Source organism: Clostridium sp. TF11-13AC (assembly GCF_003481065.1).
GTDB classification, from domain to species: Bacteria; Bacillota; Clostridia; order Lachnospirales; family Lachnospiraceae; genus Otoolea; species Otoolea fessa.
Map to the genome: position 1 here is coordinate 119458 of NZ_QUKJ01000005.1, position 25342 is coordinate 144799.

22 protein-coding genes and 1 other annotated feature are annotated in these 25342 nt (G+C 48.9%); of the genes, 5 read left to right on the forward strand and 17 right to left on the reverse strand.

What is annotated here, in order from left to right:
• Positions 1–90: 90 nt before the first annotated feature.
• Both DXD12_RS11330 and DXD12_RS11335 read right to left on the reverse strand, forming a co-directional pair.
• A complete protein-coding gene (locus DXD12_RS11330; RefSeq protein ID WP_118472179.1) occupies positions 91–453 on the reverse strand; it encodes an MGMT family protein in 363 nt (120 codons plus the stop codon).
• Between the two features lie 2 nt (positions 454–455).
• A complete protein-coding gene (locus DXD12_RS11335) occupies positions 456–2213 on the reverse strand; it encodes a SulP family inorganic anion transporter (protein WP_118638380.1) in 1758 nt (585 codons plus the stop codon).
• 241 nt (positions 2214–2454) lie between these two features.
• Positions 2455–2709, forward strand: a binding site (T-box leader).
• Positions 2710–2822: 113 nt separating this feature from the next.
• Here DXD12_RS11335 and DXD12_RS11340 point away from each other — a divergent pair.
• Both DXD12_RS11340 and thrH read left to right on the forward strand, forming a co-directional pair.
• A complete protein-coding gene (locus DXD12_RS11340) occupies positions 2823–4559 on the forward strand; it encodes a carbon starvation CstA family protein (RefSeq protein ID WP_118472181.1) in 1737 nt (578 codons plus the stop codon).
• A gap of 336 nt (positions 4560–4895) precedes the next feature.
• Entirely contained in the window at positions 4896–5498 is a 603-nt protein-coding gene (thrH, locus tag DXD12_RS11345) for a bifunctional phosphoserine phosphatase/homoserine phosphotransferase ThrH (RefSeq protein ID WP_118638381.1), read from the forward strand.
• 105 nt (positions 5499–5603) lie between these two features.
• Here the strand turns inward: thrH and DXD12_RS11350 are convergent, their stop codons facing one another.
• The 5 genes from DXD12_RS11350 to DXD12_RS11370 all read right to left on the reverse strand — a co-directional run bounded on the left by DXD12_RS11350 (position 5604) and on the right by DXD12_RS11370 (position 10691).
• The gene (locus DXD12_RS11350) at positions 5604–6629 is read right to left on the reverse strand and encodes an NrtA/SsuA/CpmA family ABC transporter substrate-binding protein (RefSeq protein ID WP_347475169.1); all 1026 of its coding nucleotides are present in this window, start codon (positions 6627–6629) and stop codon (positions 5604–5606) included.
• Between the two features lie 13 nt (positions 6630–6642).
• Positions 6643–7356, reverse strand: coding sequence for an ABC transporter ATP-binding protein (locus tag DXD12_RS11355; RefSeq protein ID WP_117796190.1), 714 nt, complete (start codon positions 7354–7356; stop codon positions 6643–6645).
• Complete coding sequence (locus DXD12_RS11360; protein ID WP_347561388.1) at positions 7343–8158, reverse strand: ABC transporter permease; 816 nt, start codon at positions 8156–8158, stop codon at positions 7343–7345. Before DXD12_RS11360 ends, DXD12_RS11355 begins: the two co-directional genes overlap by 14 nt.
• A 46-nt stretch (positions 8159–8204) precedes the next feature.
• Positions 8205–8849 (reverse strand): hypothetical protein, encoded by a 645-nt coding sequence (locus DXD12_RS11365; RefSeq protein WP_118638382.1) that lies wholly within the window; start codon positions 8847–8849, stop codon positions 8205–8207.
• Positions 8850–9293: 444 nt separating this feature from the next.
• Complete coding sequence (locus tag DXD12_RS11370; protein WP_118638383.1) at positions 9294–10691, reverse strand: sodium-dependent transporter; 1398 nt, start codon at positions 10689–10691, stop codon at positions 9294–9296.
• 314 nt (positions 10692–11005) lie between these two features.
• On the opposite strand from DXD12_RS11370, the gene DXD12_RS11375 reads away from it, so the two are divergent.
• Together DXD12_RS11375 and DXD12_RS11380 are read left to right on the forward strand one after the other, a co-directional pair.
• A complete protein-coding gene (locus DXD12_RS11375) occupies positions 11006–11275 on the forward strand; it encodes a hypothetical protein (RefSeq protein ID WP_117796193.1) in 270 nt (89 codons plus the stop codon).
• Between the two features lie 30 nt (positions 11276–11305).
• Positions 11306–12355 carry a transglutaminase domain-containing protein gene (locus DXD12_RS11380; protein WP_118638384.1) on the forward strand — a complete coding sequence of 350 codons (1050 nt, stop codon included), beginning with the start codon at positions 11306–11308 and terminating at the stop codon, positions 12353–12355.
• A 383-nt stretch (positions 12356–12738) separates the two neighbouring features.
• Here DXD12_RS11380 and yqeB read toward each other — a convergent pair whose 3' ends face one another.
• From yqeB to DXD12_RS11415, 7 genes are all read right to left on the reverse strand, one after another.
• Positions 12739–13554, reverse strand: coding sequence for a selenium-dependent molybdenum cofactor biosynthesis protein YqeB (gene yqeB / locus DXD12_RS11385; RefSeq protein ID WP_118293485.1), 816 nt, complete (start codon positions 13552–13554; stop codon positions 12739–12741).
• 114 nt (positions 13555–13668) lie between these two features.
• The gene (locus DXD12_RS11390) at positions 13669–13899 is read right to left on the reverse strand and encodes a DUF3343 domain-containing protein (RefSeq protein ID WP_118522642.1); all 231 of its coding nucleotides are present in this window, start codon (positions 13897–13899) and stop codon (positions 13669–13671) included.
• Positions 13900–13915: 16 nt separating this feature from the next.
• A complete protein-coding gene (locus DXD12_RS11395) occupies positions 13916–15055 on the reverse strand; it encodes an aminotransferase class V-fold PLP-dependent enzyme (RefSeq protein WP_118472185.1) in 1140 nt (379 codons plus the stop codon).
• A complete protein-coding gene (gene yedF, locus DXD12_RS11400) occupies positions 15052–15669 on the reverse strand; it encodes a sulfurtransferase-like selenium metabolism protein YedF (protein ID WP_022359082.1) in 618 nt (205 codons plus the stop codon). Before yedF ends, DXD12_RS11395 begins: the two co-directional genes overlap by 4 nt.
• A gap of 12 nt (positions 15670–15681) precedes the next feature.
• On the reverse strand, positions 15682–16716 hold the full coding sequence (selD, locus tag DXD12_RS11405; protein WP_118472187.1) for a selenide, water dikinase SelD: 1035 nt from the start codon (positions 16714–16716) through the stop codon (positions 15682–15684).
• Positions 16717–16721: 5 nt separating this feature from the next.
• Positions 16722–17558 (reverse strand): selenium cofactor biosynthesis protein YqeC, encoded by an 837-nt coding sequence (gene yqeC, locus DXD12_RS11410; protein ID WP_243017784.1) that lies wholly within the window; start codon positions 17556–17558, stop codon positions 16722–16724.
• Positions 17537–17887: an arsenate reductase family protein gene (locus tag DXD12_RS11415; protein WP_022359085.1), complete on the reverse strand. Its 351-nt coding sequence runs from the start codon at positions 17885–17887 to the stop codon at positions 17537–17539. Before DXD12_RS11415 ends, yqeC begins: the two co-directional genes overlap by 22 nt.
• A 417-nt stretch (positions 17888–18304) precedes the next feature.
• On the opposite strand from DXD12_RS11415, the gene DXD12_RS11420 reads away from it, so the two are divergent.
• On the forward strand, positions 18305–19246 hold the full coding sequence (locus DXD12_RS11420; RefSeq protein ID WP_022359086.1) for an ion transporter: 942 nt from the start codon (positions 18305–18307) through the stop codon (positions 19244–19246).
• A gap of 230 nt (positions 19247–19476) precedes the next feature.
• On the opposite strand, the gene pheT is transcribed toward DXD12_RS11420, so the two are convergent.
• From pheT to iadA, 3 genes are all read right to left on the reverse strand, one after another.
• Positions 19477–21897: a phenylalanine--tRNA ligase subunit beta gene (gene pheT, locus DXD12_RS11425; protein WP_118638385.1), complete on the reverse strand. Its 2421-nt coding sequence runs from the start codon at positions 21895–21897 to the stop codon at positions 19477–19479.
• Between the two features lie 20 nt (positions 21898–21917).
• Positions 21918–22961, reverse strand: coding sequence for a phenylalanine--tRNA ligase subunit alpha (pheS, locus tag DXD12_RS11430; protein ID WP_117796200.1), 1044 nt, complete (start codon positions 22959–22961; stop codon positions 21918–21920).
• Between the two features lie 1159 nt (positions 22962–24120).
• A complete protein-coding gene (iadA, locus tag DXD12_RS11440) occupies positions 24121–25269 on the reverse strand; it encodes a beta-aspartyl-peptidase (protein ID WP_118570196.1) in 1149 nt (382 codons plus the stop codon).
• Between the last annotated feature and the right edge of the window lie 73 nt (positions 25270–25342).

A 25342-nucleotide genomic window follows, 5' to 3' on the forward strand; every position in this document is an offset into this window, starting at 1 on the left:
GCAGCTCCTATCGTCTGCCATCTTATCCATCTCATTTCACTTCTTTCGCTTACCAACATCTCATTCAGATGCATTTTCCTTGATTCCCACTCAGATCCCCAACTTCCGAAACAACGCATACAATTCTTCTGCCTCGTCCATCGAAGGTTTCCATCCATATTGTTTTAAATCGACGCGGTCACCGTCCTCGGTGGAGTCCACCCGTATTCCATCCTGTTCCAGCAGTTTTTTCTGCTGTCCCGGATAGTCGAACGCCGCTGCGCCGCTTAGAAAGCCCTTGGAATTAATCACCCTGAATGCCGGGACATCGCCCAGGCGGTTGGTGCGGAGCGCATATCCCACCTGACGGGAATGGCGCGGTGCACCGCACAGGAGCGCGACCTGACCGTAGGTCGTCACGCAGCCGTCCGGAATGCGCCTAAATACTTCTTTCATTCTCCGATAGATGTCCATAATTATTTTCCCAGCACCTCGTCCGCATGATCAAGTGCTGCCTCGATATTCGGGCAGAAATGATCGCGTCCGACCATATCCACAAATCCTGCTTTCTCCATCACGTGCATCGGCTGCTCGTTGACATGGGACAAAATCAATGTGACGCCGTTCTTCTGGCAGCGCTCATAGAGGGCAACCATCGAATTCATCGCTGTACTGTCAACTGCCGGAACAGCACGCATACGAAGAACCAGGCATTTCGTCTCCTCGCGGGTTTCAATCTGGTTGATGCGGTCTGCTGCACCGAAGAACAGAGGTCCTGTAATCTCATAAACAGCCAGTTCTCTCGGGATCTCCCGCAGACGTGCCTGTTCTTTCATGGCTGCTTCTTCATCTTCTGCAGCTGCCGCTAAGAGCTGTGCCTCTTCCACTGAAAGCTCTTTTCCGGCTTTTTTCGCTTTTCTTGCTTCCTGCGCTTTGCGCTTCTGCTCCTCTACTTCTTCGACATAAAGCCAGCTTCTGACGCCCGTCTCATCGCTCATCCGCTTCATAAACAGCAGGCAGGATAACAGCATACCGATCTCGATCGCTACAACCAGATCGAAGATAACGGTTAAGAAGAAGGTCAGCACCAGAACCGCAATATCACTCTTCGGAGCCGTCTTGGTCAGACGGACGAAGGTTCTCCACTGACACATATTGTAAGCAACCATAAACAGGATTGCCGCGATGGTCGGCATCGGGATCCAGCTTGCACACGGCATCAGAACTACCAGAATCAGAAGCAGGACAACCGCATGAACCATGCCTGCAACCGGGGTACGGCCGCCATTTTTGACATTGGCTGCGGTACGCGCGATCGCGCCCGTCGCCGGAATACCGCCAAACAGGGCGGAAATAATATTACCCGCGCCCTGTGCCACCAGCTCCGTGTTGGAACGGTGTTTTCCGCCGATCATGCCGTCCGCTACCACGCAGGAAAGCAGAGACTCAATCGCCGCCAGAACTGCAATCGTAAACGCATCCGACAGGGAACCCTGAATCACATCGTAGCTGAACACCGGCAGACGGAACGCCGGAAGCTTGTTGCTGACCGTGTAAAGGTCGCCGATCGTATTCACATGCAGCGGCAGGAATTTTACCATTAAAATACCTGCGATAACAGCTACCAGCGATCCCGGAATTTTCTCCGTGATCATCGGCATCACGATCAGAATCGCCAGACACACCACGCCGACGATGATCGCGTGCAGGTTGACACTTCCGAATCCGGCTGCGAACGCTTTCAGCTTCTGCATCGTCTCGATCGTCTCCATTCCTGCCGGATAGGTCACGCCGAAGAAATCCTTCAACTGACCGATGACGATCGTCACCGCGATACCGGAGGTAAATCCGGTTGTAATTGTAAACGGAATAAACTTAATCAATGAACCAAAATGGCAGAATCCCATGACAACCAGGATAATACCTGCCATGATCGTCGCAACTGCCAACCCTTCCACGCCGCTCTTCGCCACGATACCTGCCACGATCGTTGCAAATGCCGCCGTTGGACCTGCAATCTGTACCTGGCTGCCGCCTAAAAATGAGATCACAAATCCGGCTGCAATCGCCGTGTAGATACCCTGTTCCGGACCTACACCCGAAGCCAGCGCCAGCGCGATCGAAAGCGGCAGCGCGATGATCGCTACGATGATACCCGCTACCACATCTGACATCAGCTGTGCGCCGGAATACTTCTTCAATGTTGTAAACAACATTGGACGTATTTTTTCCATACCTCAAACTCTCCCTTTTTCTTCCCAATTTAAATAAAAAGTAATTGCCAGCCCTAAAAAGAACCGACAATTACCTATTATACAGCAAAATAAGGGTGTGTCCAGTTCTTTCGAAGTTTTAACACAGATTTCTTAGTTGTGATTTTTTTGTCAAAATGACGGATTTGTAAACTTTCTGTCACAAACTTCCGGCTATTTTTTCGATTGACTTTCCTTTAAAAAAGTCTATAATTCGTACTTGTAAAAAGCATTGAGCAGGACACGATTTCCAATTCTCCACGTTTTCAGAGAGCTGCCGGGCGATGAAAGACAGTAACGCCGATGGAAATTATCCCCTGTGAGCTGATCGGACAAACGCATGCAGGATACCAGTAGTCCGGTCCGGATTCCTACCGTTAAAGAGGAACATATTCAGAATGATGGATATGGCTGAGAGATCGGCTTTACAGCCGGTAAAAGAAGTGGTACCGCGGATGCTTATGCCTCCGTCTTCTTGAACTTTTAAAAGTTTCAGGAGGACGGAGGCTTTTTTGTTTCCCCGCTCCCGAAACTCCGGCAAACTGCCGGGACACTAAAAACCATTTGACCTATGGGAATGGAGGTATCTTTATGAACACATTAGTTATCGTAGTTATCGCAGCCTGTTGTCTGGCGGCTGGTTATCTGCTCTACGGCAGATGGCTCGCCCATAAATGGGGCATTGATCCAAACGCCAAAACACCGGCCGTCACAAAAGAAGATGGTCAGGACTATGTTCCGACCGATGGCTGGGTTGTATTTGCCCACCAGTTTTCATCCATCGCCGGTGCCGGTCCTGTCACCGGTGCTATTCAGGCGGCTGTCTTTGGATGGGTTCCAGTCTTTCTCTGGATCATCCTCGGCGGCATCTTTTTCGGCGCTGTTACCGATTTTGGTGCCCTGTACGCCAGCGTTAAAAATGAAGGCAAATCGATGGGACTTCTGATTGAACAGTACATCGGCAAAACCGGTAAAAAGCTGTTCCTTCTGTTCTGCTGGCTCTTTACTTTAATTGTAACCGCCGCTTTTGCCGACATGGTTGCTGGTACATTCAATGCATATGAGACGATAGACGGCGTGACCAGCTTATCCGCCGCCGCAACTGTCAACGGCGCAGCCGGAAGCATTTCCCTTCTGTTCATTGCCTTTGCCGTTGTATTTGGACTGATTCAGAAAAAGGCTCAGTTCCATGGCTGGAAACAGACCTTGCTCGGACTTGTCTGCACGGTAGCTGCTTTCGTCATCGGCATGAACTGCCCGCTCATTACCACCAAGGCGAACTGGTCCTACATGGTATTCGCTTACATTTTCCTCGCAGCCGTTCTTCCTATGTGGCTTTTGATGGAACCGCGTGACCTGATGACAACCTTTATGTTTGCCGGTATGATTATCGGTGCCGTCGTTGGACTGCTTGTCGCACATCCGGCAATGAACCTAGCGCCTTACACTGGTTTCCACAATGAGAAATCCGGTGACCTGTTCCCGATTTTGTTTGTAACCGTTGCCTGCGGCGCCGTATCCGGTTTCCACAGCCTGGTTTCCTCGGGTACTTCCTCCAAGGCAATCACCAATGAAAAGGATATGCCGAAAGTTGGCTTCGGCGCTATGCTTTTGGAAAGTTTACTGGCTGTCCTGGCTCTGTGCGTTGCCGGTGCTGCCGCTTCCGCTGATGGCACGCCTGCAGCCGGTACTCCGTTTGCTATCTTCTCCTCCGGTGTTGCCGGATTCCTGGAGATGTTTGGAATCCCAGTTTACGCTGCCCAGTGCTTTATGACGATGTGCGTCTCCGCACTTGCCCTGACAAGCCTGGATTCCGTTGCACGTATCGGACGTATGTCCTTCCAGGAGCTGTTCAGTGTCGATGACATGGAACACGCCGAAGGATGGAGAAAGCTTCTCTGCAACAAATATTTTGCAACGGTTATCACCTTGGTATGCGGCTACATTTTAACCCAGATTGGCTATTCCAACATCTGGCCGCTGTTTGGCAGCGCCAACCAGCTGTTAAGCGCCCTGGTTCTCATCACCCTGTGCGTCTTCTTACGCGTCACCGGCCGTGAAAACCGCACGCTGCTGGTTCCACTAGTTGTTATGCTGTGTGTTACCTTCACCGCACTCGTTGAGCGCTGCATCGCACTGGTAAAGGCTTACAATGCCGGAACCGCTGTCTTTATGGTAGAAGGACTGCAGCTTATCATCGCGGTTCTGCTGATGGTTCTGGGTGTCATTATTGTGGTTCATTCCGGTAAAGTACTGTTTTCGAAATCGACTGCTTCGAAGACAGAAAACGATAAAAGATCTGAAATGAATAAACCGGCGCATTGCTAATGATTTCATCAAAATCAAATTATAACCCGACTATAGGTGCCAAAAAGGGAGTCTCTCGCTCACGAAAAGAGACTCCCTTTTTTGGTATTTTTTAATTCTATTGATAACCACTCTGCTGCTATATGATGCCAACTCTTCACTTCTGAATCTTTCTCACCGCAAATAATTGGTACTTTTGTTACTGTTCACACATACGTGCCCAGTAACGCACTTTTTTCTATTCTTTCATCTTTTCTCAAATTTCTCTGGTATTTCCCCTGCATTTCGTCTATAATAGGAAGCAAATTTTTCAACCGAGCACAGCGCTGACAGGCGTTGTATCAGACAGGAGGAGACATGGATATTGTATGTTTAGATCTAGAAGGTGTATTAGTGCCGGAAATCTGGATCGCATTTGCTGAAGAAACCGGAATCCCGGAGTTAAAACGCACCACCCGCGATGAGCCGGATTATAACAAACTGATGAATTACCGTTTAAACATCCTGCGCGAGCACGGACTGGGACTCAAGGAAATTCAGGAAACGATCTCTAAAATTGATCCGCTTCCGGGCGCAAGGGAGTTTTTAGACAAATTAAAAGAAATCACTCAGGTAATCATCATCAGCGATACCTTCTCCCAGTTTGCCGGACCTCTGATGAAGAAACTTGACTATCCGACCATCTTCTGCAACTCTCTGGTTGTCAGCGAAAATGGTGAGATTACCGATTTTAAGATGCGCTGTGAGAAATCCAAATATACAACCGTCAAAGCACTCCAGTCCTGCGGCTTCGAGACGATCGCCAGCGGCGACAGCCACAACGACCTCGCCATGATTGAGGCAAGCAAGGCGGGCTTCCTCTTCCGCACGACGGAGGAGATCAAGGCAGAATATCCGCAGATTCCGGCTTATGAGACGTATGATGAGCTGTTAGAAGCGATTAAAAAGGTATTAGCGTAAACATTCCGTATTTTCATAATTGCATATGCAATCGTAAAAGCAGCCCCCGGAATCCACACTCCGGGAGCTGCTTTTCAATCGTTTATCATCTCAAATGTTCACTGATTATTTTTCAATAAATAACTGTTTTACATCAAATGCCTCGTCGATCATGCCGGATTCATACATGAAATCAGCAGTCTTCTGGAAGCCTTCTTTGTCATCATCTGTGATCTCGGTAGAGAAATCATAGAGATCGTACATGCTTCTGACTGCATCGGTGTCCAGATCCAGCTCATCGGCTACGATCTGCATCGTCTCATCCGGTTTTTCTTCCATGAAATCAGCAATCTCGGTCTGTGCTTCTTCCAGCTTCTCGATGATCTCCGGGTGCTCGTCATAGAATTTCTGTGTCACTGCCACTGCAATGATCGCCTTAATCAGGCCTTCGCCGTCGGCTACCAGGTGGTAACCCTGCTGCCCTGCATTGTAAGCAGTTGCGCCAGCAACCAGAGCCACGTCTACACTGCCGCCGTCCAGACCTGCTTTTGCATCCGGGATCGACATATTGACATAGTTGACGTCGTCGATCGTCATGCCAGCCGTTGCCAGATAGGAAACGAGAAGCTCATGCAGGTTGGTTCCGGTCGGTCCTGCGATTGTCTTTCCTCTCAGGCTTTCCGGCGTCGTCAGGGACTCATCCTTAGAATACATACAGAATGCCTTCGGAGAACGGCTGTACATATTTAATACCTTGATATCCGCTCCATTTGCTGCAGACAGAATCACCGAAGTACCGCCAACCGCATACAAAACCTGCACATCGCCGGAAGCCAGCGCCTGTGTCTGATCTGCCCCGGAGGTCAGCTCCGCATAATCAACCTCAATCCCCATATCGCCAAATGTTTTTTCAAAAATACCCTGATTTTTCTCGATGATCGTCGGCACATTGAGCGGAGAAGTTACATACGTAAAGGTCAGCTTATCCAGATCAGATTCTTTCGCTGTCTCCTCCTCGGCTGCCGCCTCCTCTGCGCTGGTTTCTGCCTCTGCCTGCGTGCTCTCAGCCGCATCTTTTGTACCGGAGCAGCCTGCCAGGGAAGCTGCGGTAAGGCAGAGTGCCATTCCCATTGCCATCCATCGTTTCATCATAATCGTTCCTCCTCTAAATAAAATGTAAATTATTTATAATATCCCTTTTCAGGGTTATCATCTCATCCTCCAAAAGATTCCTCTCTTCCTGCGGCGCCTTGACCTCATAGAGCGCCTTGACCATGCCCTTTTCAATGACCGCAATCTGGCTTCCCAGAATCAGTGCCTCATCGATGCTGTGCGTCACAAACAGAATGCTCGCACTGCGCTCCTGCTGGACGCGCAGAAGCTCTTTCTGCATCTGTTCCCTTGTAAAATAGTCAAGTGCGGCAAACGGCTCATCCATCATGATAAAGGTCGGCTCATACGCCAGCGCCCGCGCGATCGCCGCCCGCTGCTGCATTCCGCCGGAGAGCTGTGCCGGATATGCTTTTTCAAATCCAGATAATCCGACCGTGCGGATAACCGCCTCTATTTTCCCCGGATCTGTCTCCTTTTTTGAAAGCCCGAACACCACATTTTCCCAGACGGTCAACCACGGCATGAGGCGCGGTTCCTGAAAGACAAATGCCGTCTTGTGGGCGCTCTCCCAGCGAATCTCTCCGCTGTCCGCCGTCTCCAGTCCTCCGGTCAGCCGCAGAAGCGTCGTTTTCCCGCATCCGCTCTGCCCCAGAATCACAGTGATTCTCCCCGCCGGAAGCGACAGGTTGATCCCGTTTAAAACGGGAATCTCCCGGTTATCCACCCGGTATGTTTTATGAATATCAATCAGTTCAATTCCAGCCATTTTCCCCGGATCCTTTCAGCACAAATCCTATCATCCATCCAAACAGGCGGTCCGTCACATATCCGACTGCCCCGATCGCCAGAATCCCCACGATCACCTTGTCGGTCCGCGACATCTGCTGCGCAAATAAAATCATATGTCCAAGCCCGGTGGACGCCGCCACCATCTCCGCACCGATAATGGCGCGCCAGCTATAGCCAAGCCCGATCCGCATTCCGACCAGAATATCTGCCATCGCATAGGGCAGAATGATGCGGAAAAATTTGCGGCGCTTCGAGTAGCCGAACATATCGCCCACTTCCAGAAGTTTCGAATCGCACCCGGTAAATCCCTTCACGATATTTAAGTACATCGGGAAAAATGACGCCAGCACAATAATCACCGTCTTCGTCATCTCTCCGATTCCGCACCAGAGAATCAGCAGCGGAATCATGCTGAGCGGCGGGACATTGCGGAAAAACTGCACAATATACTCATAGTAAACGCTGCTGCCCGGAAACAGCGCCCGGAACATTCCCAACACAAAGGCAAACAGGAACGCAATCGCAAATCCCTTCATGACACGCAGGAAACTGATTGAAATATCCCCCCACAGTTCCCCGGTTTTCACCATTTTTAAAAAGCTCGTCCACACCCGCGCCGGGGACGGCAGCACATACGCACTGACCATCTCCATGCGGCAGACCAAACACCAGATCAGAAATACCGCTCCGATTCCCAGCGCCGGACCGAAGTATTTCTGCCCATTATCCTTGAATTTCTTCGTTTCTTTCATTCTTCCCATTCTTTTGCCGCAATTCATGCATTTTCCGCTTCCTCAAGCTTTTTCCATGAACCACAGATTTCTCTCACTCTGTCTGCACGCCATCCCCGTGATGGCATCCATCCTTACAATACAAAAGTTCCAGCAGATCCGCCTGCTTCCAGCTTCCGCTCTCCACATATGCCCGGATTTTCTCCGGACTGCTGACACTCTCTACCTTCGCCGCCTGTCCATCTTTCCGGCAGATTCCCGCAAAATACCCCGGCGGAATCGGGCTGTCTTCGATCGCCCGGACGCGCACCTCACCGCCTGCCAGACGATTCCATGCGATAAACCGCGTATTCTCAAGTCCCAGCAAATTTCCAAGCACCGCAAGACTCTGGCATGGCGTCGTGATGATCTTCTCCCCATCCGCCAGATCCGGACGCGTGCTTAATTCCCGCGCACAGTGAAGTAAAATCGGCTCGATCGGGGCAACTTTCAGGTTTTCAATTCCAGATTCGTTTTCCGGCTCCTTCTGTATCTCTTCAAGCAGCCGAACCGCCTCCGGACAGCGCGCATCCGCAAGCGTCACGCCCGCCCGCAGACTAGCTTCATATCTTTCCCGGACGATCCGTCCCCAATCGCCCCGGCACTCGACCCGCGTCAGACCATGCCGTTCTAAAAAACGCTTCAGCGAATCTTCCTCACACATCCCGGCAGAAACCGGATTTATCCACAAATACTGCATTGTTTCTCCACTCTATCCAATCAGGCTGCCTAGCTTTCACACCTACGCACCTAATTTACTGCGTTTTCACGTTTCCTGCAAGTTAGTTTTTTCTAACTAGCTTATCATAGCAAAAAATCGATATATTGTCCAGTTTTGATTGTAAACTTTTACATTTTTATAAGTTGACACTAGCCGGTAAAAATGATAAAATCGGTTTTAATAGTTCCTATTTTCCTACATCTTTAATAGGTTTTATTCCGAACAGATTCCTGTTTTTATTGAATCCTATAAAAAAGCAGGCGGACAGGGCATCAAGGATACAATTCAGGCGATCGAAAATGCCGGATATACCTATGAGATCGAGTCGGATGACCGTGAAGAATAATGGGACGCATTTTTCTATAAAAAAGGTTTTAACCAATTCTCGCACTTTCCGTGAAAATCGGCTAAAACCATTTTTCATTACAGCATATTAATAAACCCGGTCGATACCAGGAAAAGAACCAGCATGACAGCCGGCACAATATACCGGATTAAGAAGCTGTACATACCTGCTCTTGAAAAATGTTCCCCATTTTTCTCGACTTCTTCCACGATCCACTTCGGTCCGACCACCCATCCGATCAGGATGCTGGTTAAGAAGGAAATGATCGGCATAAGGAAGCTGTTGCTGATATAATCCATCACATCAAGCAGCTGTCCGGTGGAACCGTTCGGCAGCTTCAACTCAAAATACAGAACATTGTAGCCCAGACAAATGAGAACTGCCGTGATCAGGGAATAGATTCCGACCATCACACACATCTGTTTTCTCGTCTTTCCAAACACTTCCATGCAGTTGGCAACCAGCGTTTCCATGACAGAAACGCAGGATGTCAGCGCCGCAAAGCCAAGCATCAGGAAAAATGCAAGTCCCACGATATGACCGGCGCCGCCCATCGCCTGAAATACCTTTGGAAGCGAAATAAAGGTCAGACTCGGACCGGACGCCATGCCATCGCGTCCTAAAAATACAAAGACCGCCGGAATAATCATCATACCGGACAGAAGCGCCACACCTGTATCAAAAAATTCAATCTGGTTGGTCGCCTTATTCAAATCGATCTCATCTTTGACATAAGAACCATATGTTACCATAATTCCCATCGACACACTCAGTGAGAAAAAGAGCTGGCTCATCGCATCCAGCAGTACTTCCAGAAATCCTTTTACCGTCAGTCCCGTAAAATCCGGGCGCACATAGACGAGGAATCCCTGTATTCCCGTCCGGACCGTCCCATCCGCGTCCGTGTAGGAAAGCGTCAATGAAAAAATCGCGATTCCGATGACTAACAGGATCAGTCCCGGCATGATAAAACAGGAAAATTTCTCAATTCCCTTCTCCACACCTCTGTATACAACCCAGATTGTGAGCGCCAGAAAGATTCCCGTGAAAATCAGCGGCGCATTCTTTTCCGTGATAAACGATGTAAAATATCCGTCCTCCGCCACATTCCTGCCGGATGTCGTCAAATACTCAAAGAAATATTTCGTGATCCATCCGCCGATGACCGAATAATACGTCATAATTAACATCGGAACCAGAAACGTCAGGTATCCGACAAACTTCCACTTCGGATGCAGCGTTCCAAACGCCTGCAGCGCATTCTCCTTCGTTCTTCTGCCGATCGCCACATCCGTCGTCAGAAGTACAAATCCAAATGTCGCCACCAGCACCAGATACACCAGCAGGAACAGTCCGCCTCCGTCTTTCGCACATAAATACGGAAAACGCCAGATATTTCCTACACCGACGGCACTTCCGGCTGCTGCCAGCACAAACCCCAGCGAACCGCTGAAGCTGTTTTTCTTTTTTGCCATTTACTTATAACCCCCGTGATTGTAACTTTTATGTCCGTCTCCCGAGGACATAGACAGCTTCTATTCTACCTGTTTTTATTAGAATTACAAGTATCTGCCGGCAATTTTCTCCTCAAATTTCTCCCCCTCCCGCTTTTCTTCCCAGCCGCCCCATCGTTACTGTTCTCGCATCATGCCCAGTAACGGAATTTGCCGTGGCTTCGCATTTAATTTATTTTTCCCCCCCTTCATCTCTACTTGCCTGCCTTATCATCTTCTGCTAAAATTAAAAAGACAAAAACAGGAATTTTCCCATGGAATGAGGCATATACACAATGAACAGCAATCAAACATTCCCGCGTCTTTGCCGAGTTTTAGAAATATACGAAGCCGATTTTGGCTGTGAAGAACGCCCGGACGGACAGGAAACGATGGTCTGTGTCCGTCTGCTGGACACAACTGAAAATGCAAACCTCTCAGAGCATCCAGAATACACGATACGCACCGCGGATCAGGCACTCTATGATGCCGGAATCGATGAGGGCGATCGCGTCTGGTTTGACCCGGAATCCGGGCAGATTGAGAAAGCGGCTGAATCACACTAAAATATAAAGAGGTTACAAAGGAATATCAAAATGGAACCATTTTACTATAATCACATGAACAAGAACCAGCAAGCCGCCTACCGCGCCATGCAGCAGGGACTTACCAATCTCTCCGACGAATTTCAGATTCCGCGCCTGGAGGGAAAGGATTTAAGCAATGTATTTTTTGAACTCCGGCTCGACCACCCGGAGATTTTCTGGGCTTCCGGCTTTAAATATAAGTATTACCCAGATTCCCCGAACCTGATCCTGATACCGGAATACCTCTTTGACAAGGGCAAGATCCGCGAACATCAGAAAGCGATGAACGCCCGCGTGGAGAAACTTGCCCGCCCGGCAATGAAGCTGACTGAACTGGAAAAAGAACGCTATATCCACGATTTTATCTGCGAACACGTTCACTATGACAAATTAAAAAAGCCCTACTCCCATGAGATCATCGGACCTCTGGGACAGGGCGTCGGCGTCTGCGAGGGCATCGCCAAATCGGTCAAAATTCTCTGTGATACGCTCGGCATCTGGTGCATGATCGCGCTCTGCGGCAATAACCCTGAAAAGGGCATCAAATACCGCCATACCTGGAACATCGTCAAGATCGGGAAAACGTACTACCATCTGGACGCTACCTTCGACAACAGTCTCGGCAAATGTCTCCAGACCGGCGAGGAAATCCGATATGACTACTTCAACCTCGACGATAAGGCGATCTTCCGTGACCACGAACCCCTCATCGCCCCGGCGCCTGCCTGCACCGACAGCGACCATTTCTATTATAAAGAAAAGGAACTCTCCTTTACCAAGCAGGAGGACGTTTACAAGCGCTCCCTGCAGGCAGCCAAAAAAGGAAAGACGCTGACCTTCCACTGGCGCGGCGGCTATCTGACAAAAGAAGTTCTGCGCGAACTGCTTGACCTGATCGAAAAAGCCGGAACAGAGCGCCAGAAGACGGCTCTCATTAAGCTGAACTGGCCACAGGCCGTCCTGCGCGTCCGCTATACCGATGAGGCCATCCAGCCGGTTGTCACCATGGAGGAAGCCAATGAAGGGGAAGAAACCCCGGAAGGCACAGCGTCTTTATAGTTCGCTGTGCTTTTCCGCGGAGCATTTTTTGTGTCATAGGACGAAGTTTCCTATGACATGAGAAGCCTCTAACAATCATACCTGTCATGAAGTCTCTTATACGCATATCCACTTTCACTCACGCCTCCACATTTACTATCTCTTTCATACTTTTCACTTTCTTTCTGAAAAATCCTTTCAAAATATTTCCTATCCTCATCACCCATTGCATACTTTTTGCTGCTATATATTTTTCATAAAAAACAGCCACAAAATTCATCTTCCTGCTAAATTCCAAAAACAGAACGAAATGAATTTTGTGGCTGTTTTTTTGCTATACGTCAATGATTAGGATGAAATTTCTTAGAATTTTTCTCAAAGGAACTATTGCTATAGTCTCTCTTTTACTTCCATAACTGGGCACACACCAACTCCAGTACACTTCCCGCGATACATCTCGCCTTGTCCGAGATCAGAAAACAGTTGGAAAGTTCCTCTTTTCTCGGATCGACATCTGCTACCTTGAAATGTTCCGTCACCCGATAACCATCCCGCAAAAGACCTCGCAGAATGCCCGTGATCTGTGTCTGAACCAGAAGTTTCGTTCCGTCCTCCTGCCAAATCTCCGCGATCGTGTCCCCGGCTTCAACGATATCACCGATCACACGCACATTTTTGAAAATACCCGCTGCCTGCGCGTGAATCACCCGCTCTGCACCGTATCCACCGATCACGCCCGGAATCCCCGTATTCGGGATTGCCGCACCCTCGCGGATAATTCGCCCCAGCCGATGACCGCGCTTTGTCTCCACCACAACATCCACATCCTCACCTGCCGTAAAGCCCGGACCAAGTGCAATCGTGAGCGGTGCCATATCCCGGCGGGTTCCAAGATTTCGCTTTGCCAGAATCGCATCGATCACAACAGCCGGTTTCAGCGCTCCAATCGACACGCCTTTCGGATCAATCAAAATCGGCACGCTATTTTCCTGCCAGACCGCTTCTGCCTCCTCATATCGATCAATCCGGACAGCACGAAGCCCCTCGACCTCAGTTGTTTTTGTATAAACCGCCTCACACAGAGCTACCTGTCGCCGAATCGCCGCCGGATTTTCAATCTCCAGCACCAGCACCCGAAGCCCTGCCGCCCAGAGCCGATGAATCGTTCCAGTTGCCAGGTCACCGCCGCCGCGCACAATAATTAAATCATCTCGTTTCATGAGGATGCCTTCTCCTATCTCACTTTTGTTACTATTATTTCCATTACCTGTTTATGCAGCTTCTTCTTCAAATAATTCCTTTGATTGTGTTTTCTGCTTTTAGAGTAATTCTTTTTACTGCCACACACACGACACCTTATCATAAACAGAAGTGTCTACCCGTCCGCTCCACTGCTCCCACTCTTCCGGACGCATCCGCCACGCAAGACCACAGCCGGCAGAAATCTCCCTCGGAAGTGGAATTAAACGTCCCGGAATGCCCGTTTCCATACATCGTTTTTCCCATTCCATCGCCGCCACAGTTGTCTGAAAGGACAGTACGATAAATGGATGTTTTTCTCTCATACTACCAATTTCTCCCCTACGCTTCCTCTGCCAGTGCCCGAACTGCTTCTGCTGCCCTCTCAATCTCCTCTTCCGTATTAAAATGCGAAAAACTGAACCGCACCACTCCCTGACCGACCGTTCCAAGCGCCCGGTGCATGAGCGGCGCACAGTGTGCCCCCGCGCGGACGCAGATGCCGTATTCCTCCCAGAGTGCATCCGCCACACGTGCCGAATCTTCCCCGGCAAGGTTGAGGGAGACGATCGGCGCATGACATTTTGCCGCCGGATCTCCATACACAATGATGCCCGGAATTTCCTTTACCTGTTCGTAAAAACGGCGTGTTAAATCCCGCTCCCGTTTCTGCAATTTCTCGATCCCCTGATCCATCCGGTAACGGATGCCTGCTGCCAGCCCCGCCAGACCATGGACATTGAGCGTCCCGGCTTCGAGTGCCGTTGGCATTTCCTTCGGATGGTGTTCATCATAACTGTGAATGCCGCTGCCGCCAACCAGAAGCGGTTCCACCGAAAGTCCCGGCTTCACATACAGCCCGCCGGTTCCCTGTGGTCCCAGAAGCGCCTTGTGCCCGGTAAAACAGAGCACGTCGATTCCGAGCTTCTGCACGGAAAACAGTTCTTCCCCTGCAGTCTGCGACGCATCCACAATCAGAAGCAGTCCATTCCGTTTAACAAACGAAGAAATATAGGAAAGATCCGTCACATTTCCTGTCACGTTGGAGGCGCCGGTAATTACCACCGCACGCGTCTCTGGGCGCAGAAATGCTTCCAACTCTTCATATTTTAGATTTCCACGCGCATCCACACCCACAAAACTAAGCATCGAACCCTGATCACGAAGACGATAAAGAGGACGCAGCACCGAATTATGCTCACAGACCGTCGTGATCACGTGATCGCCCGGACGAATCAGCCCGGAAATGGCTATGTTCAGCGCCTCCGTTGCGTTTGCCGTAAAAGCAATCCGCGACGCATCTTCCGCATCAAACAATTCTGCTGCTGCCGCACGTGCCCCGTACACCAGTCTTGAAGCATGTAAGGTTGCCTCATGCGCGCCGCGCCCCGGATTTCCTGCGGTGCGAAGCGCCTCAAGGACCGCCTGTTCCACCTGCAGCGGCTTTTGAAGCGAAGTCGCCGCATTGTCCATATAAATCATGGTTTTACCACATTTCCAGCGCCCAGCATTTTTTCAGCGATGACATACATGTTGGTTACACCGCCGACTGCCAGCTTCTCGGTCAGACCATAGAAATTCAGGCAGGTGCCGCAGGTCAGGATCTCCACACCTTCTGCCTCCAGTGTCTTCAGATCCTCCAGCATCGGAGATCCTTCACAGGTCAGACTGGCTCCGCCGTTATAGAAAAGAATGGTTTTCGGCAAGTTGTCCTGCTGGGTCAGGGCAAATGTAAATGCCTTCAAAAGCGTCTTTCCAAGTTCCTCACTGCCCTCGCCCATCTTATCATTGGCAATCACAACCACGGTATCGGTACGGCTGTCCGGAATACAGGCTTCGCATCCGGCTCCTGCCTGTGCTTTTTCCTCTTCTGTCTGTTCACCCACCGTAAAGATAACCTGATATTCCTGATCCGCCAGCTTCTTTGCACTGCTCTGATAGCCCTTCTGCTCTGCCATTTTCGTCAGATTCTGAACTGCAATCTCATTATCCACCAGCACTTCCACCTGTCCGGCACCCGAAAGTTCCTCTATCGCGTGTTTTGCCTTTACGACCGGAATCGGGCATGCGTCTCCTCTTGCATCTACTTTCTTCATTTCTGTTTCCTCCTATCCTCGTACAAAAATTTCAACCTTTCCCGGTTCCGTGATCGTTCCCACGATCCGCGCCGGAAGCCCGGCGTTCTGCAGCTCCTGTTCCAGTTTCTCCGCCTCATCCGGGGCAGCTGCCATCAGAAGTCCGCCGGAGGTCTGCGGGTCAAACAAGACCTCTTCCATTGAAAACGGTACATTTTCAAACTGCACCGCCGCCCCGACATAGTTGCGGTTTCTCTGTCCTGCCGCCGTGTATAAAAACGCATCTGCCGACTCACGTGCGCCCGGAAGCACCGGGATATGCTTCACATCAATCTCGCACGACAGCCCGCGCCCCATCATTTCATGCAGATGTCCCAGAAAACCGAACCCAGTCACATCTGTGCACGCGTGAACCGTGTACTTCCGGCTGATTTCCGCCGCTGTTTTATTGAGCGTCGTCATCGACTGTACCGCTCTGTCCATCTGCTCTTTTGTCACTTCTCCGACGCGGTTTGCCGAACAAATCAGCCCAACACCCAATGCCTTTGTCAAAATCAGGCGGTCGCCCGGCTGTCCGGCATCATTGGCGTACAGCTTTTTCGGATTTACCAGTCCCGTCACGGACAAACCGTATTTCACGCCCGTGTCCGCAATCGAGTGACCGCCCGCGAGAATGCCGCCTGCTTCTGCCACCTTCTCCGCGCCGCCCTGTAAAATCTGTCCCAGAACATTCAAATCCATTGATTCCGGAAAACACACCAGATTCAGCGCCGTCTTGACCTCACCGCCCATCGCGTACACGTCGCTCAGCGCATTTGCCGCTGCAACCTGTCCAAAAATATACGGATCGTCCACCATCGGCGGGAAGAAATCAACCGTCTGTACCAGCGCCAGCTCCTCCGTGACCTGATACACTGCCGCATCGTCCCGGCTGTCATATCCGACTAAAAGATTCGGATCCTTCTCGCCGCGCGGTAGTTTTTCCAAAATGCGGCTTAAAACACCGGCTCCCAGCTTCGCCGTACAGCCGCCGCCCGTACAAAATACAATGTCCTTTTTCTCACTCATTTTTCTCACCCCTGATTTCGTTCTGTTTCTGAAAAGGAAGTTAAAATTCCCTGAATTCCGTAGCTATGTTTCAGGATATCCAGTACCTTTCTGCCATCCTCCCGGCGCTCTGACGTGTCCGCCTGGTTCAGAACCACAAAAAACGAACGCCCCGATATATCTTTTCTGGCACCGTTTTCGCTACCAAGAAGCCACGCCAGAAGTTCTGGGGTCAAAGGCGTATCTTTCGAAATGGGCACTTCTTTGAGCAGTCTTTTTCCTTCTTTGGGATAAGCTGCGTCCCCATACTCGCACACATCCCTGTTCCACGCCTCAATCGCCAGTTCCGCCCGAAAGCACACCTCCCCCAGCGGACGATACAGGGCACTCAGCCCCGCAACCGCCAGCACGATATCGCTCTGCGGCAGTATCACCGGCTCATACGCCGCCGGAAATTTACACGGAAGACATTTCGCGCCATCCGCCTCCAGAAATGTGATATCTGCATCCGAAATCCACTCGCTTCGAATCGATTCTGGCAGAATTGTCAATTTTTCGTGTGGGGCTGGGGTTCCGGCTACGACATAGGTTCCCTGCTGCCAGAGACGATCGCGCTCTTTTCTGGCATTCTCCCACGCGGTATTTTCTTCCTCATTTACCACAATCCACGGCACATTTACCGGCTTCCGAATATGCGTCGTCGTCGCCGTCAGCACCCGCCATCCCTTCGCCGTGCAGTACGCCGACAGCGCATACAGAAGCGTCGTCTTTCCGCCTCCGCCAATCAGCGAGACCACGTGTCCTTTTTCACGTAAGAAAGGAAACTTCTGCTCCCAGTCCATCACCGCAGCTTCTCTTCCCATTCCTTCTCCCGAAATCCCGTTAAAACAGTATCTCCATCCACAATGACAGGGCGTTTTACCAACATCCCATTGGTGGCAAGCAGCTTCAACTGTTCGTCCTCGCTCATCTGCGGCAGCTTATCCTTTAACTGCATTTCCTTATATAGCATCCCGCTCGTATTGAAAAATTTCTTGATCGGCAGCCCGCTTCTCGCCTGCCACTTCTTCAATTCCTCATACGTCGGATTTTCCTCCACGATATGGCGCTCTGTATATGAAATTTCCTGTGCATCCAGCCATTTTTTCGCTTTCTGGCAGGTACTGCATTTTGGATAATAAATAAACAGCATCGTATTCCTCCTTTGTGAGCATGCTTGCTATTATACGGCACCTTCTATTTTAAATGCGGCCGTTTTAAACAAAGCATTTTACCTTTTTAAATTACCTACAGAAATTATACCCAGACACCAGAAAGATTGCAAGGGATGCCTGAAAATGATACAATAATAGTATCTGCAACTATATTCAAGTCGAACGTCCGTGAGACTTGGCGCGTGATCCTGGTCAGCGAAGCTGACATATTCCTATCAGAATCACTGCGCAACCTCGCGGAGCGTTTATCTCAGTCGGAGACAAGGCTTCCACTGAGACAAATTTGCTATTACTCACCACCTGAAGAGGTAGGAATCTTCTCGACTGAGATACCCCCCTCTTTTATACCAACAGGGAAACACATTCACCCAAAAATTATTATAAAAATATCCACTATGAAAGAAAAAATATTTAACATCATCCAGATCGGCGACAAGAGCAACCGTATCAGCCGTGCATTCGATATTTTCATCACCTTCACGATCATCTGCAATATCATTGTCACGTTTCTGGAAACATTCGATCAATTAACATCCTTCGGTGGTCTGTTTACCATGCTGGAACATGCCAGTGTCCTGATTTTCTGTATTGAATACGCGCTGCGCATCTGGACTGCCGACTATCTCTATCCAGAAAAAACGCCGGGACGCGCCCGGTTCTGCTTTCTCATTTCCTTTGATGGAGTGGTGGATCTACTGACGATCATCCCGGTCTTTTTTCTGTCGGGCTTCATCATTTTCCGTATGCTGCGCGTGGCGCGGATTTTCCATCTGTTCCGGCTCAATGCGAAATACGACTCGTTCAACATCATTACCACCGTACTCTATGAAAAACGGAACCAGATCATTTCCTCTGTGTTCATCGTCATGGTGCTGATGCTGGCGAGCAGCATGTGCATGTATAGTGTCGAGCACAACGCTCAGCCGGACATTTTCCGCAATGCATTCAGCGGCATCTGGTGGAGTATGTCCACGCTGCTGACCGTCGGTTACGGCGATATTTACCCGGTCACAACGCTTGGGCGCGTGATGGCGATCTGCATCGCCTACCTCGGAGTCGGTGCCGTCGCGATCCCAACCGGTATCATCAGCGCCGGTTTCGTCGAACAGTACCAGCGCAAGAGCAGCCTGTCCAGCATGAAGGACGCGGATATTCAGGAAATTGCCGAGGTTTTCGTCGATAAACGATATGCCGGAAAAACCATTGAAGAGATGGAAGAAGAGCAGAATATCAAGATATTTCTGGTGCTGCGCGATGATCTGTCGGTGCTTCCGCAGAAAAATATGGTTTTGAAATTAAATGATATTGTGATTATACGAATAGAAAATGAAGCGTAATCAAACTTATCATCAAACATTTTTTATGAACGTGAAAAAGAATGTGCCTTGGCACATTCTCGCGCCGAGCGCGGTCGCTTGCGACATGTTTCTGCTTCGCGCGAGTGCGCATCATTGGCACGTTAGTGCCTTTTTGTGTAATAGGGAATTCCAAGGAATTTCCTATTACACAAAAAGACTGCCGTCCAAAGTTTCTCTCTCTGGACAGCAGCCTTTTCTTTTCTTCAAAATCAGCTTCTCAGCTCAATTCCATACATCTTATTCAGCTGTTTCAGCACTTTCTTGACATATCCGTCAACGGTATCTGCCTTGAACGCCTCTTCCTTCGGAGTGAAGAGAACGGTAAATGCCATCGATTTCTTATCGGCTGCGATCTGTCTGCCCTCGTATACGTCGAACAGGCTAACATCCTTGACGTAAGCACAAGCCTCGCGGATACAGCCCTCAACCTGTCCGCAGGTGATGTCTTTGTCCATAACCAGCGCCAGATCACGTTTTTCCTCCGGGAATTTTGGAAGCGGCTCAAATACTTTGGCTTTTCCATACCATTTCTCCAGCGCTTTCATGCTGATCTCCAACACATACGCATCTTCGCGCATTGCCTCTTCCTTCATGATCTCATATTTTACCTTACCGAGGTAACCAATCTCCTCGCCCTCGCAGAAGATCGCTGCGGTCTGATACGGATGCAGGAACGGTTTCTCTGCTTTTTCATAGTTAAAAGTAATATTTAAAACATCGGCAACTGCCTCTGCCATTCCCTTTAAGGTAAAGAAGGACTCTTCCTTACCAAATGCACCGATGCACAGCGTCTCTCGCTCTTCCGGATATTCCGTCAGAGGCAGGGACTTCGGAATAAATGCATTTCCAATCTCGAAGATACGTCCCTCGAAGATGCCTCTCTTCTGGTTGCGTCCCATCGCATGAATCATCTGCGGTGCCAGTGTTGTTCTCATCAGGGACAGATCCTCGTTGATCGGATTCATGATGCGGATCGCCCTGCGCTCTGGCGCGTCCTCTGCAAATCCCATTTCATCCAGATCCGACGGGGAGAAGAAGGAATAGTGGATTCCCTCAAATGCGCCAACACTGCACAGCGTTCTCTTTACTTTCAGAATTGTTCTCTGACGCAGGTTGCTTCCACCGATCGTCACCTTAGCACTCGGCAGGAAGGTCGATGTGATGTGATCGTAGCCGTACATACGGATCACTTCCTCGGCAACATCCGGATAATCTTCCATATCCTCGCGGTATGCCGGGAAATGCATGGTCAGTTCGTCGCCGTTGATCTCCGGCTGGAAGTTTAAGCCAGTCAGTATGCGTAAAATATCCTCGTTCGGAACGGTAATACCCAGAACAGCGTTTACCTTCTTAACACTTGTCTTGAAGGTAGTCGGCTCTAAGGAGTTTCCGGTATTTACATTTTTATGGGTCTTGGAAATCTTACCAACTCCCAGCTCCTCAACCAGGTGCAGGGCACGTTTCATCGCCATCTCAGTTGTGTACTCATCGACCCCCTTAGAATATCGCTGGCTCGCGTCGGATCCCTGTCCTAATGCACGGGAGCTTCTGCGGATGTTGTCACGGGCAAATTTAGCTGCCTCAAACATCACTTCCGTCGTGGTATCACGGATCTCAGAATTTAAACCACCCATGATTCCGGCAAGTGCTACCGGCTTTTTGCCGTCGCAGATAACCAGATTGTTCGGATTTAAGGTAAATTCTTTCTCATCCAGCGTCACGATCTTCTCGCCCTCGGCCGCGCGTCTTACGTTGATCGCATTGCCCTCCAGATAATCGCAGTCAAACGCATGAAGCGGCTGACCTAACTCACGCATGATATAGTTTGTAATATCAACAATATTGGAAATGGAATTATTCCCTACCAAAGCCAGACGTCGTCTCATCCATGCCGGGGACTGACCCAGTTTTACGTCATATACATAGTGTGCAATGTAACGCGGGCAAAGATCCTGTGCCTCTACCGTTACGTTGAAGCCTTCTTTCTCAACTTTTGTCTCAGTGTAATCCAGTGCCGGCGTCTTGAGCGGCTCGCCCAGTGCGGCAGCAACCTCTCTTGCCAGACCGAAAATACTCTGGCAATCCGGACGGTTTGCCGTGATAGAAACATCGAAGATCCAGTCATTTAAGCCGGTCAGCTCTTTGACATCCGAACCAATTTCCGCATCCTCCGGCAGAACCAGCAATCCGTTGTAACCAGCACCCGGATACAGATCCTCGTTTAAGCCAAGCTCGGTACCAGAACACAGCATACCCTGGGACTCATAACCTCTCAATTTACCCTTTTTAATGGTAGCCACGCCCTCGATCGTCACATGATCTTTTGCAGTTGCATATACTTTCGCGCCAATCATGGCAACTGGGAATTTTCCACCAGCTTTTACATTGTCAGCGCCACAGCAGATCTGTAAGAGTTCCGGACCACCTACATTGACCTGGCACACATGAAGATGTGTTTCCGGAATCGGCTCACAGGAGTCAACATAACCAACGACGATGCCGCTGATATCCTTGCCAACCTGCCATTTTTCTTCTACCTCAAATCCACAGTCAAAAAGCTTCTTCTCCAGCTCATCTGCGGAAATATTAATATCTACATAATCTTTTAACCAGCTTAACGGTACAAGCATTTCTAATCCTCCTGTCCTGATCAGTCATCGATCTGATCCAGCACACGCAGATCAGACTCAAAAAGCATCTTGATGTTGTTGATGCCGTATTTCAGCATTGCGATACGCTCCAGACCCAATCCGAATGCGAATCCACTGTATTTATTGGAATCAATGCCACAGTTTTCCAGTACCTTCTTATTTACCACACCAGCGCCGAGAACCTCGATCCAGCCAGTTTCCTTGCACAGACGGCAGCCCTTTCCGCCGCACTGGAAGCAGCTTACATCGACCTCGACAGACGGCTCCGTGAACGGGAAATAGGACGGACGAAGTCTCGTTTTTGTCTGCTCACCGAAAATTCTCTGAACAAACATATCCAGCATACCCTTTAAATCACACAGGGTGATGCCCTCATCAACAACCAGGCCTTCCATCTGGCTGAACATCGGAGAATGGGTCGCATCATCATCAGAACGGAATACCTTACCCGGGGAAACAACCTTGATCGGCGGTTTTTTCGCTTCCATGACATGAACCTGTCCAGCCGATGTCTGGGTACGGAGCAAGAACTCCGGAGACAGGTAGAATGTATCCTGCATATCGCGTGCCGGATGATCCTGCGGTGTATTTAAAGCCGTAAAGTTATAATAATCGGTCTCGATCTCGGTTCCCTCATATACCTCAAATCCCATAGAGGTGAAGATATCCGTCAGCTGATTGCGGACCGTCGTAACCGGATGCAGCTTGCCGTAACGGATTTTAACCGGCGGCATCGTAATATCAATCTTCTCTGATTCATAGCGCTGCTGCTGCTCTTTCTCCTTTAATTTCTGATCCAGCTCGTCAAAGAAATTGTTTGCCCACTCCTTGGCGCCGTTGATTGTCTTACCAAATTCCGCTTTCTGATCATTGGCAACATTACGCATTTCTTTCATCAGCAGACCAATTCTGCCCTGCTTATTATCCAGAAAGGTCTTCTTAAACTCATAGACACTCTTGGAAGTCGTCAGAGCATCCGCACCCTGGCGGATTTCCTCTTTGATCGCAGTGATCACTTCATTCAGTTCTTTTAAATCCTGCATGATTTCTCTCCTTCTATTACTTTTGTTGCTTTTTATCTTGATATTGCTTTAACTTGTGGACACGAATTTGTGCATAAAGGATGTTCTCTGGCACATTCGGGCGTCTCGCGCGGTCGCTTGCGACATGACATAAAAAAATCCCTTCGCACAAAACGTGCAAAGGGACGATCATATCTATACCGCGGTACCACCCAGCTTCCTGTCGGCAGGTCATTTTTTCGTCTGCCACAGACACTTTCCGGTATGTAACGTACACCAGACGGCAATGCCTACTCTAAATTTCAGCAATGCAGCTCCCGTGGGAAATTCGGATATCTGTCTGAACGGGAAAAGGCTCACAGCCGCTGACCTCTTCTCTCTGACCGGAAACAGTATCTTATAGAACACGATCATAGCTTTTGGTTTGTTTGTTTGGTTTGATTGATTTCATGTATGCAATCTGTTTATTATTTTAGGCATGTTGGTGGGAAATGTCAAGAGATTTCTTTCCTTGATATTTTCATTGATATTTTCATCTTGGTATTTTCAAATTATAAGAAATTTTACTTACTGCAAGCATTTTGCAAGCACAAAGCCCAGAAACCTCTAAAAAAGCAGATGTTTCAGTTTGAAAACTTCCGCGTAAGGAAGCTCACTGCAATCAATGCCCTAAATTTTTATATTCCCCTGTGCATGGCATTTCTGGCACATATGTCCATGAAATCAGAAACGCATGCCCTGAAGGTTGCAATCATACAGAAAGCAGACCCTATAAAAGAAAAAATCCATTTCAGCTATTATCGGCTGGCTAAAGGTATCTCAGGCATACTGTCGTATGTAAAAGAAGGGATCAGGCTATGGTTTCGGACAAAACGTCCGATATACCGTCAACTTTGCCTTAAGCTGGTCGCTTAAATAGATAAAAGAATAACTCTCCCAAGTAGTGAAAGGAATCATCCATTTATTATTTATCTCCTTCTTCTATCATATAGAATAATTATAATTCAAACATTTAGAATTGTTATTATATTTGTGGTGTATGTCAACAACTTTTTTTCTTTTTAATTCTACCAGCCGACAGCATCTCTTTTTATGCAAGGTTATCATTTTATCAACTGTATAAGCACGCAAAAAAGCACCAGCCAACTAAGTGACTGATGCTTCTCACATCTGATATCCTTTATTTTTTATAAACTGTATTCCCTTTTGCAATCACTTCAACAAGCTGAAGTTCCTGGTCGAGAATACAAAGATCCGCATCATAGCCCTCTTCAACCTTACCTTTTCCCTTAAGACAAAGAATATCTGCTGGATTCGATGTAATTGTAGAAATTGCTATTTCTAAAGGAATTTCTGTTTTAAATACACATTCCTTTACTTCCTTCAGAAGGCAGCTGGACTGTCCAACGCCCATTCCAAGGAATTTGCCATCACTACTGTACATCGGAAGGCTTCCCTGCCCGTCAGAAGAAATTGTTATGCGGTCAGGATTTACTCCTGCATCTAACATCCGTTTGATACCATTACATACACGTACCTCATCACAGATAGTTTCCCAATAGTCAATATCTTCATTTCCAGTAAAGTCTACTGCTCCGCCTTTCAGTGCATACTCAATCGACTTGCCAAAAAGCATCTCATTTCGATTGATATGTGTTGGCAGTATTTGAGTTGCCGGTATCTCTGTCTCATCGACTACTCGTTCAATCAGATCTAAGCATCTCGGACTATCGCCCAGATGAACATTTACAATGCCAGCTTTCCCGGAAAGAACACCACCAATCCTTGTATCCGCAATGACACGTGCAAATTCCTCGAAAGTCGGCTGTGAAGAACGATGATCAGAGATCGCGATTTCTCCCGTTCCAATGATTTCCTGAATCATCATAATATCTTTCACAATACTGTCAGTCAACGTGCGGACCGGAATCTGATAACTTCCGGTATAACAGTATGCAGACATTCCCTGCTCATTCAATCCTTTTGTCTTTGCAACCAGTGCACACATATCACGACCGATTCCATCTGTTCCAAGGCAGCCAACAACGGTTGTCACTCCAAACTTCGTAAGTCCTTCCATGGTTGCTTCCGGAGTACGATTGGCGAATCCGCCTTCGCCACCACCTCCGAGTACATGAACATGACTATCAATGAATCCCGGAGTTAAAAGTAGCCCCTCTCCATTGATCCTTTCTGTCTCAGAAAGAAATCCGTCTGCGGATATAGAACCCGCATCTTTAATCTTAACAATCTTATCATTGATTATAAGTACATCTTTTTTCCCCAGATGCTGTGGAGCATAAACATCAATATTCTGAATTAATTTCATCACAAATCACTCCCACTGAGACAAATTTTCTATTACTCGCCACCAAAAGAGGTGGGAGTCTTCTCGACTGAGA

Coding starts and splice junctions, on each gene's coding strand:
- DXD12_RS11330 (WP_118472179.1), bottom strand. CDS start 453: ATGGACATCTATCGGAGAATGAAAGAAGTATTTAGGCGCATTCCGGAC.
- DXD12_RS11335 (WP_118638380.1), bottom strand. CDS start 2,213: ATGGAAAAAATACGTCCAATGTTGTTTACAACATTGAAGAAGTATTCC.
- DXD12_RS11340 (WP_118472181.1), top strand. CDS start 2,823: ATGAACACATTAGTTATCGTAGTTATCGCAGCCTGTTGTCTGGCGGCT.
- thrH (WP_118638381.1), top strand. CDS start 4,896: ATGGATATTGTATGTTTAGATCTAGAAGGTGTATTAGTGCCGGAAATC.
- DXD12_RS11350 (WP_347475169.1), bottom strand. CDS start 6,629: ATGATGAAACGATGGATGGCAATGGGAATGGCACTCTGCCTTACCGCA.
- DXD12_RS11355 (WP_117796190.1), bottom strand. CDS start 7,356: ATGGCTGGAATTGAACTGATTGATATTCATAAAACATACCGGGTGGAT.
- DXD12_RS11360 (WP_347561388.1), bottom strand. CDS start 8,158: ATGAATTGCGGCAAAAGAATGGGAAGAATGAAAGAAACGAAGAAATTC.
- DXD12_RS11365 (WP_118638382.1), bottom strand. CDS start 8,849: ATGCAGTATTTGTGGATAAATCCGGTTTCTGCCGGGATGTGTGAGGAA.
- DXD12_RS11370 (WP_118638383.1), bottom strand. CDS start 10,691: ATGGCAAAAAAGAAAAACAGCTTCAGCGGTTCGCTGGGGTTTGTGCTG.
- DXD12_RS11375 (WP_117796193.1), top strand. CDS start 11,006: ATGAACAGCAATCAAACATTCCCGCGTCTTTGCCGAGTTTTAGAAATA.
- DXD12_RS11380 (WP_118638384.1), top strand. CDS start 11,306: ATGGAACCATTTTACTATAATCACATGAACAAGAACCAGCAAGCCGCC.
- yqeB (WP_118293485.1), bottom strand. CDS start 13,554: ATGAAACGAGATGATTTAATTATTGTGCGCGGCGGCGGTGACCTGGCA.
- DXD12_RS11390 (WP_118522642.1), bottom strand. CDS start 13,899: ATGAGAGAAAAACATCCATTTATCGTACTGTCCTTTCAGACAACTGTG.
- DXD12_RS11395 (WP_118472185.1), bottom strand. CDS start 15,055: ATGATTTATATGGACAATGCGGCGACTTCGCTTCAAAAGCCGCTGCAG.
- yedF (WP_022359082.1), bottom strand. CDS start 15,669: ATGAAGAAAGTAGATGCAAGAGGAGACGCATGCCCGATTCCGGTCGTA.
- selD (WP_118472187.1), bottom strand. CDS start 16,716: ATGAGTGAGAAAAAGGACATTGTATTTTGTACGGGCGGCGGCTGTACG.
- yqeC (WP_243017784.1), bottom strand. CDS start 17,558: ATGGGAAGAGAAGCTGCGGTGATGGACTGGGAGCAGAAGTTTCCTTTC.
- DXD12_RS11415 (WP_022359085.1), bottom strand. CDS start 17,887: ATGCTGTTTATTTATTATCCAAAATGCAGTACCTGCCAGAAAGCGAAA.
- DXD12_RS11420 (WP_022359086.1), top strand. CDS start 18,305: ATGAAAGAAAAAATATTTAACATCATCCAGATCGGCGACAAGAGCAAC.
- pheT (WP_118638385.1), bottom strand. CDS start 21,897: ATGCTTGTACCGTTAAGCTGGTTAAAAGATTATGTAGATATTAATATT.
- pheS (WP_117796200.1), bottom strand. CDS start 22,961: ATGCAGGATTTAAAAGAACTGAATGAAGTGATCACTGCGATCAAAGAG.
- iadA (WP_118570196.1), bottom strand. CDS start 25,269: ATGAAATTAATTCAGAATATTGATGTTTATGCTCCACAGCATCTGGGG.